Source organism: Mycobacterium sp. (assembly GCF_049280035.1).
GTDB lineage: Bacteria > Actinomycetota > Actinomycetes > Mycobacteriales > Mycobacteriaceae > Mycobacterium.
Map to the genome: position 1 here is coordinate 1 of NZ_JBAPPI010000759.1, position 9,653 is coordinate 9,653.

Annotated in this window: 10 protein-coding genes and 1 pseudogene; 10 read left to right on the forward strand and 1 reads right to left on the reverse strand. The window is 62.4% G+C overall.

Going from position 1 to position 9,653, the window contains the following annotated elements:
- The first annotated feature begins 74 nt into the window (after nucleotides 1–74).
- The 9 genes and pseudogenes from atpB (at nucleotide 75) to WAN71_RS24405 (ending at nucleotide 7,977) form a co-directional block, all read left to right on the forward strand.
- Nucleotides 75–827, forward strand: a complete 753-nt coding sequence (gene atpB, locus WAN71_RS24365) for a F0F1 ATP synthase subunit A (protein ID WP_331510850.1) — start codon at nucleotides 75–77, stop codon at nucleotides 825–827.
- A gap of 77 nt (nucleotides 828–904) precedes the next feature.
- Nucleotides 905–1,162, forward strand: coding sequence for a F0F1 ATP synthase subunit C (locus tag WAN71_RS24370; protein WP_422227790.1), 258 nt, complete (start codon nucleotides 905–907; stop codon nucleotides 1,160–1,162).
- Nucleotides 1,163–1,171: 9 nt separating this feature from the next.
- On the forward strand, nucleotides 1,172–1,693 hold the full coding sequence (locus tag WAN71_RS24375; protein WP_422227791.1) for a F0F1 ATP synthase subunit B: 522 nt from the start codon (nucleotides 1,172–1,174) through the stop codon (nucleotides 1,691–1,693).
- A 5-nt stretch (nucleotides 1,694–1,698) separates the two neighbouring features.
- Nucleotides 1,699–3,039: pseudogene (locus WAN71_RS24380) on the forward strand (F0F1 ATP synthase subunit B/delta).
- A 42-nt stretch (nucleotides 3,040–3,081) separates the two neighbouring features.
- Entirely contained in the window at nucleotides 3,082–4,734 is a 1,653-nt protein-coding gene (gene atpA / locus WAN71_RS24385) for a F0F1 ATP synthase subunit alpha (protein ID WP_422227792.1), read from the forward strand.
- A gap of 6 nt (nucleotides 4,735–4,740) precedes the next feature.
- A complete protein-coding gene (locus tag WAN71_RS24390) occupies nucleotides 4,741–5,655 on the forward strand; it encodes a F0F1 ATP synthase subunit gamma (RefSeq protein WP_422227793.1) in 915 nt (304 codons plus the stop codon).
- A 24-nt stretch (nucleotides 5,656–5,679) separates the two neighbouring features.
- Nucleotides 5,680–7,140, forward strand: a complete 1,461-nt coding sequence (gene atpD, locus WAN71_RS24395) for a F0F1 ATP synthase subunit beta (protein ID WP_422227794.1) — start codon at nucleotides 5,680–5,682, stop codon at nucleotides 7,138–7,140.
- Nucleotides 7,141–7,155: 15 nt separating this feature from the next.
- Entirely contained in the window at nucleotides 7,156–7,521 is a 366-nt protein-coding gene (locus WAN71_RS24400; RefSeq protein ID WP_422227795.1) for a F0F1 ATP synthase subunit epsilon, read from the forward strand.
- Between the two features lie 12 nt (nucleotides 7,522–7,533).
- Nucleotides 7,534–7,977 carry a DUF2550 domain-containing protein gene (locus WAN71_RS24405; protein WP_422227796.1) on the forward strand — a complete coding sequence of 148 codons (444 nt, stop codon included), beginning with the start codon at nucleotides 7,534–7,536 and terminating at the stop codon, nucleotides 7,975–7,977.
- 8 nt (nucleotides 7,978–7,985) lie between these two features.
- On the opposite strand, the gene WAN71_RS24410 is transcribed toward WAN71_RS24405, so the two are convergent.
- Nucleotides 7,986–8,576 carry a cob(I)yrinic acid a,c-diamide adenosyltransferase gene (locus WAN71_RS24410; RefSeq protein ID WP_422227797.1) on the reverse strand — a complete coding sequence of 197 codons (591 nt, stop codon included), beginning with the start codon at nucleotides 8,574–8,576 and terminating at the stop codon, nucleotides 7,986–7,988.
- A 71-nt stretch (nucleotides 8,577–8,647) separates the two neighbouring features.
- Between WAN71_RS24410 and murA the strand changes: the two genes are divergently transcribed.
- Nucleotides 8,648–9,653 (forward strand): UDP-N-acetylglucosamine 1-carboxyvinyltransferase (gene murA, locus WAN71_RS24415; RefSeq protein ID WP_422227798.1); only part of this gene is annotated, 1,006 nt, incomplete at its 3' end.

Here is a 9,653-nt window from a genome sequence, read left to right on the forward strand (position 1 = left end):
GACCACCGCGCTGCCGGTCATGAAGAAGTTGCGTACCGGGACGGCCGACGCGATTGAAGGGACAGGAAACAGCAATGACTGAGGCGTTTCTGGCCGAAGGCGCGATCGAGGTCGGTCATCACAAAACCGCCAACTGGTTCGGATTGACCGTCAACGTCGACACCGTGACCTCGTCCGCGATCGCTGCCGTCATCGTCATCGGGCTGGCATTCTTTCTTCGCGCCAAAGTCACCTCGACCGGTGTTCCGGGTGGTGTCCAGTTGTTCTTCGAGGCGATCACCGTCCAGATGCGCAACCAGATCGAGAGCGCGATCGGCATGCGCATTGCACCGTTCGTGTTACCGCTCGCCGTCACGCTTTTCGTCTACATCCTGATCTCGAACTGGTTATCGGTACTGCCGTTGCAATACTCCGATCACGGAAAAACCACCGAGCTGCTCTCGTCGGCGGCCGCGGATATCAACTACGTGCTCGCTCTGGCTCTCTTCGTGTTCATCTGCTACCACGTGGCGGGAATCTGGCGCCGCGGCATCATCGGACACCCGGTTGCGGTGGTCAAGGGGCACGTCGCCGTGCTTGCACCCATCAACGTGGTGGAAGAACTTGCCAAGCCGATCTCGTTGTCGCTCCGACTTTTCGGCAACATCTTCGCCGGCGGCATCCTGGTCTCGCTGATCGCGCTTTTCCCGCCCTACATCATGTGGGCGCCCAACGCGATCTGGAAGGCATTCGACCTTTTCGTCGGCGCAATCCAGGCGTTCATCTTCGCGCTGCTGACGATCTTGTACTTCAGTCAAGCGATGGAGCTGGAAGGGGAACACGAGTAGGACCGCAGGACAATCGCTGGCTCACAACAACACGACAGACTTGGTAGACCGCTACCAAATATCAAGGAGGATAAGCAATGTCAGACCCCAATCTCATTGGCCTTGGCGCCCTCATCGGCGGCGGGCTGATCATGGCAGGTGGCGCGATCGGCGCCGGTATCGGTGACGGTGTGGCCGGTAACGCGCTGATCTCCGGCATCGCCCGGCAGCCTGAGGCACAAGGCCGACTGTTCACACCGTTCTTCATCACGGTGGGTCTGGTCGAGGCCGCCTACTTCATCAACCTGGCCTTCATGGCGCTGTTCGTCTTCGCTAACCCGATCGCGCCGAAGTAACTCGCCAAGATGGGTGACATGGGCGCTGTCGTCCTGGCTGCCGCCAGCCAGGCTGATGGAGGCGGAAACAACTTCCTCCTTCCCAACGGCACCTTCTTCGTTGTGCTGATCATTTTCTTGATCGTGCTCGGAGTCATCGGCACCTTCGTGGTGCCGCCGATCACGAAGGTGCTGAACGAGCGCGAGAACATGGTCACCAAGACCGCGGCCGACAACAAAAAATCGGCCGAGCAGATTGCCGCCGCCCGGGAAGACTACGAGAAAGCGATGTCTAAGGCTCGGGTCAAGGCATCGGCGGCCCGTGATGATGCTCGGGCAGACGGCCGTAAGGTTCTCGACGAAATGCGTTCGCGCGCCGAAGAACAGGTTTCCACGACACTGCAAGAAGCCGCCGACCAACTCAAGCGGGAGGGGGACGCGGTAGCGACGGATCTGCGCGCTCGCTTGGACAGCATGTCCACGACGTTGGCCAACCGCATCCTCGGCGTCGAGATCACCACCTCAGTCTCAGCCACCGGGTCAGGTCGGTAGCGAAGATGTCGACATTCATCGGGCAGCTGGTCGGGTTTGGCGTCATCCTGTTTCTGGTATGGCGTTACGCCGTGCCGCCGGTGCGCAAAATGATGGTCGATCGGCAGAACGTCGTGCGGCAGCAGTTGGACGACGCCGCGGCTGCCGCCGATCGGCTTGCGGAAGCCAGCCAAGCCCACGACAAAGCGCGCGAAGACGCCAAGACCGAAGCCAAGCGGATTACCGAAGAGGCCCGTGCGGACGCCGAACGCATCGCCGAACAACTGCGGGCTCAGGCCAACGCGGAGGTCGAGCGCGTCAAAGTGCAGGGAGCCAAGCAGGTCGAGCTACTGCGAGCGCAGTTGGTTCGGCAGCTACGCCAGGATTTCGGCGCCGAATCCGTGCGGCGGGCAGGCGAATTGGTGCGCGGCTACGTTGCCGACTCGGCGCAGCAGTCAGCAACGGTCGACCGGTTTCTCGACGACCTCGACGCGATGGCGCCCTCCAAGGCGGACGTCCAGTACCCGATAGCAGAGAAGATGCGTTTGGCTAGCCGAGAGGCGCTGGACAGCGTGATGAAGCGGTTCGGTGACATAGTCAAAGGCCTCGATGACCGGGGCCTATCCACCCTCGCCGACGAACTGACATCGGTTGCCGCACTGCTGGATCGCGAGACCGTCGTCACCCGCTATCTGACCGTGCCGGCCGAGGACGCCGCGCCCAGAGTTCGGCTGCTCGAACGGCTGGTGTCCGACAAAGTCGGAGAGCCTGCGCTCGACATCCTCAAGACGGCAGTCTCGCAGCGCTGGTCGGCCAACAACGATCTGATCGACGCGATCGAGCTGGTGTCGCGGAACGCATTGTTGACGCGCGCCGAACACGCCGGCTCGCTGGACGAGATAGAAGACCAGTTGTTCTGGTTCAGCCGGATTCTTGATGCGCGGCCGCGCCTGTCCATCTTGCTCGGTGACTACGAAGCTCCGGCCGACAGCCGGGTTCAGTTGCTGCGCAACGTGCTAGGAAGCGCAAGCACCACTGTCGATCCGATCGCGGCTGACCTGCTTTCCAAGACAGTCGAGTTGCTGCGAGGCCAACCGGCCGAGGAGGCGGTACTTACGCTGGCCGAAGTGGCGGTGGCTCGCCGTGGCGAAGTGATCGCGCACGTCAGCGCGGCGGCCGAACTCAGCGACGCCCAACAAGAGCGTCTGACCCAAGTGCTGAGCCGGGTCTACGGCCATCCGGTGACAGTGTAGATGCAAATCGACCCCGAGCTGCTCGGCGGGCTCGCAATTACGGTCGGCGACGAGATCATCGACGGTACGCTTTCGTCTCGTCTCGCCACGGCCCAGACCCAGTTGCCGGACTGAAACACCACGTAGTCAATCAACAAGCAGGAAGAACGAAAAGCCATGGCAGAGTTGACAATCTCCGCTGAAGACATTCAGGGCGCAATCGAAGAATACGTTAGCTCCTTTACCTCCGACACCGCCCGGGAGGAGACCGGAACGGTCATCGACACCGGCGACGGTATTGCGCACGTCGAGGGCTTGCCGTCGGTGATGACCCAAGAACTCCTCGAATTCCCCGGCGGGGTCTTGGGCGTGGCGCTCAACCTCGACGAGCACAGCGTCGGCGCGGTGATCCTGGGCGACTATGAGACTCTTCAAGAGGGCCAGCAGGTCAAGCGAACCGGCGAAGTGCTTTCGGTGCCGGTCGGTGATGCTTTCCTCGGCCGGGTAGTCGACCCTCTCGGTCACCCGATCGACGGCCGCGGCGACATCGAAGCCGATGAGCGCAGGGCGTTGGAGATTCAGGCCCCGTCGGTGGTGCAGCGCCAGGGCGTCAAAGAGCCACTGCAGACCGGTATCAAGGCCATCGACGCGATGACGCCGATCGGACGTGGACAGCGTCAGCTGATCATCGGCGACCGCAAGACCGGCAAGACCGCGGTATGCGTGGACACCATCCTCAACCAGCGGCAAAACTGGGAATCCGGCGATGAGAAAAAGCAGGTGCGTTGTGTCTACGTAGCCATCGGGCAAAAGGGCACCACGATCGCCTCCGTCCACCACACGCTGGAAGAGGGCGGCGCCATGGACTATACGACGATCGTCGCCGCGCCTGCATCTGACTCCGCCGGCTTCAAATGGCTTGCGCCGTATACTGGTTCGGCGATCGCTCAGCACTGGATGTATGAGGGCAAGCATGTGCTGATCGTGTTCGACGACTTGAGCAAGCAGGCCGAGGCCTACCGCGCGATCTCGCTGCTGCTGCGCCGGCCGCCGGGCCGCGAGGCCTACCCGGGCGACGTCTTCTACTTGCATTCGCGCCTGCTGGAGCGCTGCGCCAAGCTTTCCGACGATCTCGGTGGCGGCTCATTGACCGGCCTGCCGGTTATCGAGACCAAAGCCAACGACATCTCGGCCTACATTCCAACCAACGTCATCTCGATCACTGACGGACAGTGCTTCCTGGAATCAGATTTGTTCAACCAGGGTGTGCGGCCGGCGATCAACGTTGGGGTGTCGGTGTCCCGCGTGGGTGGTGCGGCACAGATCAAGGCAATGAAAGAAGTGGCAGGAAGTCTCCGCCTGGACCTATCGCAGTTCCGAGAGCTGGAATCCTTCGCGGCCTTCGCTTCGGACCTCGACGCAACGTCCAAGGCGCAGCTAGAGCGCGGCGCCCGACTCGTCGAGCTGCTTAAGCAACCGCAAAACCAACCGGTGCCGGTTGAGGAGCAGGTGGTCGCGATCTTCCTCGGTACCGGTGGTCACTTGGATTCGGTTCCGGTCGAAGACGTCAGGCGGTTTGAGACCGAGTTCCTCGACCATCTTCGGGCCGCCAAAGATGGCATCCTGTCCGAGATCCGGGAATCGCAAAAGCTTGGCGAAGAGGCGGAAAAGAAGCTGACCGATGCGGTTAGTGACTTCAAGAAGGGCTTCGCGGCCACCGGCGGCGGCTCGGTGGTGCCCGACGAGCATGTGGAAGCCCTTGACGAAGAGAAAGTGGCGAAGGAAGCGGTGCAGGTTCACAAGCCAGCGCCGCCGGAGCAGAAGAAGTAATCGAGGATGGCTGCCACACTTCGCGAGCTGCGGGGCCGGATCCGCTCCGCCGGGTCGATCAAGAAGATCACCAAAGCACAGGAAATGATCGCGACGTCGCGGATCGGCAAGGCGCAGGCCCGGCTGGAGGCGGCCCGCCCTTACGCCAACGAGATCACCCGCATGCTGACCACCCTGGCTGAGGAAGCGGCGTTGGACCATCCGTTGCTGGTTGAGCGCCCCGAGCCGAAACGAGCTGGCGTGCTCGTGGTTTCGTCTGACCGTGGCCTTTGTGGCGCGTACAACTCCGGCGCCTTCCGCCGAGCTGAGGAGCTCTTCTCCCGGCTGCGAGCAGACGGCAAGACTCCGGTGCTCTACACCGTCGGACGTAAAGCGCTGGGCTACTACACATTCCGAAACTGGGACATCACGGAGTCGTGGACCGGCTTCTCGGAGCGACCGAGCTACGAGGATGCCACGGCGGTGGCTGAGACACTGGTTGGCGCCTTCCTGGCCGGCGCCGACGGCGACGGTGATCAGGACGCCGAAGCCGGCGTCGACGAGTTGCACATTGTCTACACCGAGTTCAAGTCGATGATGTCGCAGTCGGCCGAGGCCCACCGCATTGCCCCGATGGTTGTTGAGTACATCGAAGAGGACAGGGGACCGCAGACGTTGTACTCATTCGAGCCGGATGCGACGACATTGTTCGAGTCACTGTTGCCGCGGTACTTGACCACCCGCGTGTATGAGGCGCTGCTCGAGTCGGCTGCATCAGAGCTGGCATCGCGCCAACGGGCGATGAAGTCGGCCAGCGACAACGCTGACGATCTCATCAAGGCGCTCACGCTAGAGGCCAACCGTGAACGGCAGGCCCAGATCACCCAGGAAATCAGCGAAATCGTTGGTGGCGCAAACGCGCTCGCGGACGCCGCTAAGTAAGCCCCATTAGGAAGCGAAGAGGATATGGCTGCTACCACCCAATCGGCTGAGAAGTCGAAGAACTCCAAGGGCCCCGACAGCAACGGCCGCGTGGTGCGGGTTACCGGACCGGTTGTTGACGTCGAATTTCCGCGTGGCTCCGTGCCGGAGTTGTTCAACGCTCTGCACGCTGACGTTACGTTCGAGGCATTGGCGAAGACGTTGACGCTGGAGGTAGCGCTGCACCTCGGCGACAGTCTGGTGCGCACGATTTCGATGCAGCCCACCGACGGGCTGGTGCGCGGCGTCGAGGTGATCGACACCGGAGACTCGATTTCGGTGCCGGTGGGCGACGGTGTCAAGGGCCATGTGTTCAACACGCTGGGCCACTGCCTGGACGAGCCGGGCTACGGAGAAGACTTCGACCACTGGCCTATTCACCGCAAGCCGCCGCCGTTCGACGAGCTGGAACCGCGCACCGAGATGCTCGAGACCGGTCTGAAGGTCGTCGACTTGCTGACGCCCTACGTGCGCGGTGGCAAGATCGCGCTGTTCGGTGGTGCGGGCGTGGGCAAAACGGTTCTGATTCAGGAGATGATCAACCGCATCGCCCGAAACTTCGGCGGGACCTCGGTTTTCGCTGGCGTGGGCGAACGCACCCGCGAGGGCAACGACCTATGGGTCGAGCTTGGCGAAGCCGATGTGCTCAAGGACACCGCGCTGGTGTTCGGTCAGATGGACGAGCCGCCCGGCACCCGTATGCGGGTGGCGTTGTCGGCTTTGACGATGGCAGAGTATTTCCGCGACGAGCAGGGCCAGGACGTGTTGTTGTTCATCGACAACATCTTCCGGTTCACCCAGGCCGGATCCGAGGTGTCCACACTGCTCGGCCGGATGCCGTCGGCGGTGGGGTATCAACCCACCCTGGCCGACGAAATGGGTGAGCTCCAGGAGCGGATCACCTCGACGCGTGGTAAGTCCATCACGTCGATGCAAGCCGTGTACGTGCCCGCCGACGACTACACCGACCCTGCGCCGGCGACGACGTTCGCGCACCTGGACGCGACCACCGAGCTGTCCCGAAATGTGTTCTCCAAGGGCATCTTCCCCGCGGTGGACCCGTTGGCGTCCAGCTCGACCATCCTGGACCCCTCGGTGGTCGGTGACGAGCACTACCGGGTGGCGCAGGAAGTGATTCGGATCCTGCAGCGCTACAAGGACCTACAAGACATCATCGCGATTCTGGGTATCGACGAGCTCTCCGAAGAGGACAAACAACAGGTCAACCGGGCGCGACGCATCGAGCGGTTCCTTTCGCAGAACATGATGGCCGCCGAACAGTTCACCGGTCAGCCCGGCTCCACCGTGCCGCTGAAGGAAACCATCGAGGCGTTCGACAAGCTCGCAAAGGGCGACTTCGACCATGTGCCCGAGCAGGCGTTCTTCCTGATCGGCGGCCTCGACGACCTGGCCAAGAAGGCTGAAAGCTTCGGCGCCAAGCTGTGATGAATCGAGTGTGACATGGCCGAGATGAACGTGGAGATCGTTGCCGTCGATCGGAAAATCTGGTCGGGTCAGGCGACATTCATCTTCACCCGCACCACCGTTGGCGAGATCGGGATAATGCCAAGGCATATCCCGCTGGTGGCGCAACTAGTCGACGACGCCGTGGTTCGCGTCGAACGTGAGGGCGAGAAGGACCTGCGCATCGCGGTGGATGGCGGCTTTCTGACGGTGACTGAGGAGGCAGTGAGCATCCTCGCCGAATCCGCGGAGTTCGAATCGGAGATCGACGAGGCTGCGGCGAAAGAGGATTCGGAGTCAGACGATCCCCGCGTTGCCGCCAGGGGGCGGGCCAGACTCCGCGCTGTCGGCGCGATCGACTAGCGGACCGCGCCGATGAGCACGCTCATGATTGCCATGGTCGTGCTAGTCGCCGTGTTGGGAATTGCCGTCGTCGCCTTGAGTTATCGCCTGTGGAAACTGCGCCAGGGTGGGACGGCGGCGATCATGCGGGACATCCCCGCGGTTGGGGGCCATGGTTGGCGCCACGGCGTGATCCGCTACCGGGGCGGTGATGCCGCCTTCTACCGATTGTCCAGTGTTCGGCCGTGGCCGGATCGTGGGCTCAGCAGACGAGGTGTGGAGATAATTTCGCGGCGTTCGCCACGCGGTGACGAGTTCGACATCATGAGTGAAGAGATCATTGTGTTGGAACTGCGCGACACGACGCAGGACCGAAGAGCGGGTTATGAAATCGCGCTGGACCGAGGTGCTTTGACCGCTTTCCAGTCGTGGTTGGAGTCACGCCCCTCGCCACGCGCACGCCGCCGCGGCATCTGATCTGAGGTTTACTTCTCAGGCTGGCTGGCCCGTCCGCCGCCCGGTTGCCACAGTACGTCGCCGTCGGAATTGGCCAATCGGCACAAGATAAACAGCAAGTCGGACAATCGATTTAGATACTTGGCGGGTAACGGGCTGACATCCGATGGATGTTGCTCGATCGCAGACCACGCCGAACGCTCAGCACGGCGCACCGCTGTGCGGGCGACATGCAGCAGCGCCGAAAGTGGTGAACCGCCGGGGAGCACAAAGGAGTTGAGCGCAGGCAGGCCCTCGTTGAACTCGTCACACCACGTTTCGAGTCGGTCAATGTATGACTGGGTGATGCGCAACGGAGGATGCTTGGGGTTCTCCACAACGGGCGTCGAGAGATCGGCGCCGGCATCAAACAGGTCGTTCTGGACTTGCCGTAAGGCGTCTGTCAGTTGTTGCTTCGGGTGTCCTAGTGCGATCGCAACGCCGATCGCTGAGTTGGCTTCGTCGCAGTCGGCATAGGCCACCAACCGCGCGTCGTTCTTCGAGACCCGCGAGAAATCGCTTAAGCCCGTGGTGCCGTCGTCGCCGGTACGGGTGTAGATGCGGGTCAGGTGTACTGCCATGACTAAAAACCGTACCGCTCGGACCGCCGTGCCGACTGACAGGGCGAAACCGCTTCACTAAACTAACCCGGGTGGCCGAGCGTTTCGTGGTGACCGGTGGCAGCCGGTTGGCGGGCAAAGTCGCTGTTGGCGGGGCAAAGAACAGCGTTCTCAAGTTGATGGCTGCAGCCCTTCTTGCCGAAGGCACCAGCACGATCACCAACTGCCCCGACATCCTGGACGTCCCGCTGATGGCGGAGGTGCTGAGGGGCCTGGGCGCCACGGTCGAACTGTCCGGCGCAACCGTACGCATCACCGCCCCGGACGAGCCGAAATACGACGCTGACTTTGCCGCTGTCCGCCAGTTCCGAGCCTCGGTCTGCGTACTCGGCCCCCTCGTCGGGAGGTGCAAGCGGGCCAAAGTCGCACTGCCGGGCGGTGACGCCATCGGGTCGCGTCCGCTGGATATGCATCAGGCCGGGCTGCGGCAGTTGGGAGCTGTCTGCAATATCGAGCACGGCTGTGTCGTCGCCCACGCAGATACCTTGCGGGGCGCGGAGATTCAACTGGAGTTTCCGTCGGTCGGAGCCACCGAGAACATCTTGATGGCTGCGGTGCTGGCGGAAGGCGTCACCACGATTCACAACGCAGCGCGCGAACCCGACGTGGTGGACCTGTGCACGATGTTGAACCAGATGGGTGCTCAGGTTGAAGGCGCCGGCTCGCCGACGATGACGATCACCGGTGTACCGCGGATGTATCCGACTGAGCATCGCGTTATCGGCGACCGGATTGTCGCGGCCACCTGGGGCATCGCCGCAGCAATGACCCGCGGTGACATCACGGTGACCGGGGTCGATCCGGCGCACCTCCAGGTTGTCCTGCACAAATTGCACGACGCCGGCGCCACCGTTACCCAGACTGACGACAGTTTCCGGATAACGCAGTACGAGCGCCCGAAGGCCGTCAATGTCGCAACGCTGCCGTTCCCCGGGTTCCCGACGGATCTGCAGCCGATGGCGATTGGCCTGGCATCGATTGCCGACGGCACATCGATGATTACCGAGAACGTGTTTGAGGCACGGTTCCGATTTGTCG

Excerpts from the sequence above, each read along its gene's own strand:
- WAN71_RS24410 (WP_422227797.1), bottom strand. The coding sequence starts at position 8,576 with ATGGCAGTACACCTGACCCGCATCTACACCCGTACCGGCGACGACGGC.
- atpA (WP_422227792.1), top strand. The coding sequence starts at position 3,082 with ATGGCAGAGTTGACAATCTCCGCTGAAGACATTCAGGGCGCAATCGAA.
- WAN71_RS24400 (WP_422227795.1), top strand. The coding sequence starts at position 7,156 with ATGGCCGAGATGAACGTGGAGATCGTTGCCGTCGATCGGAAAATCTGG.
- atpB (WP_331510850.1), top strand. The coding sequence starts at position 75 with ATGACTGAGGCGTTTCTGGCCGAAGGCGCGATCGAGGTCGGTCATCAC.
- WAN71_RS24390 (WP_422227793.1), top strand. The coding sequence starts at position 4,741 with ATGGCTGCCACACTTCGCGAGCTGCGGGGCCGGATCCGCTCCGCCGGG.
- WAN71_RS24405 (WP_422227796.1), top strand. The coding sequence starts at position 7,534 with ATGAGCACGCTCATGATTGCCATGGTCGTGCTAGTCGCCGTGTTGGGA.
- WAN71_RS24375 (WP_422227791.1), top strand. The coding sequence starts at position 1,172 with ATGGGTGACATGGGCGCTGTCGTCCTGGCTGCCGCCAGCCAGGCTGAT.
- WAN71_RS24370 (WP_422227790.1), top strand. The coding sequence starts at position 905 with ATGTCAGACCCCAATCTCATTGGCCTTGGCGCCCTCATCGGCGGCGGG.
- atpD (WP_422227794.1), top strand. The coding sequence starts at position 5,680 with ATGGCTGCTACCACCCAATCGGCTGAGAAGTCGAAGAACTCCAAGGGC.